Raw genomic sequence first — 612 nt, forward strand, 5'->3', positions numbered from 1 at the left:
GCCCCAGCCGGTCCCCCACAGCTCGGTCACGGCGGGCACCGCGGTCCGCATCTCCTCGGCCACGGCGTCGACCCAGGCCTCCTGGTCCGGATGTCCCAGCACCACCGAGACGTTCGACGCGGTGGTCACCTCGCGGGCGATCACCGGCCCGAAGTCCCAAGGCCCGCGCCAGGTTTCACGACCGTACTCGGGCAGGTCCCAGTCCGAGACCAGCTTCCAGTCGTCACCACGGCGTGCCACCACCAGCGAGACCGGCTTGCGCGTCGACGCGGCGTCCGCCCCCTCGACGGCGTAGCGCAGGTACACCGGCGGCGCCCACACGTCCGTGGCGCCCAGGTGCTCGGCGAGGTCGGTCGGGACCGGGTGCTCGGGTTCGTGACCGATCTCGTAGCCCCAGTCCGCCAACGGCACCCCCGCCAGGTTGTTCATCCGGCGCACCTCGGCGTCGACGAACCCGGGCACCGCGCCCTCGTCGAAGAGCGCGACCAGAGAGCCACGGTCCCCGTCACGCACCGCCCCGGCCCACCGGTCGAGCAACCCCTGCACGCCCGCCCTGCGGGCCTGCTCGAACGCGCTGAGCGGGGCGGCCGCCACGGGCGCGGCGGGCGGCGG

1 pseudogene is annotated in these 612 nt (G+C 74.7%); it reads right to left on the bottom strand.

Annotation, left to right across the window (positions count from 1 at the left end):
• A pseudogene (locus tag RT2_RS24930) lies at positions 1–612 on the bottom strand (hypothetical protein); the annotation flags it as partial.

Source organism: Rhodococcus tukisamuensis NBRC 100609 (assembly GCF_001894985.1).
In the GTDB taxonomy this organism is placed as follows: domain Bacteria; phylum Actinomycetota; class Actinomycetes; order Mycobacteriales; family Mycobacteriaceae; genus Rhodococcus_G; species Rhodococcus_G tukisamuensis.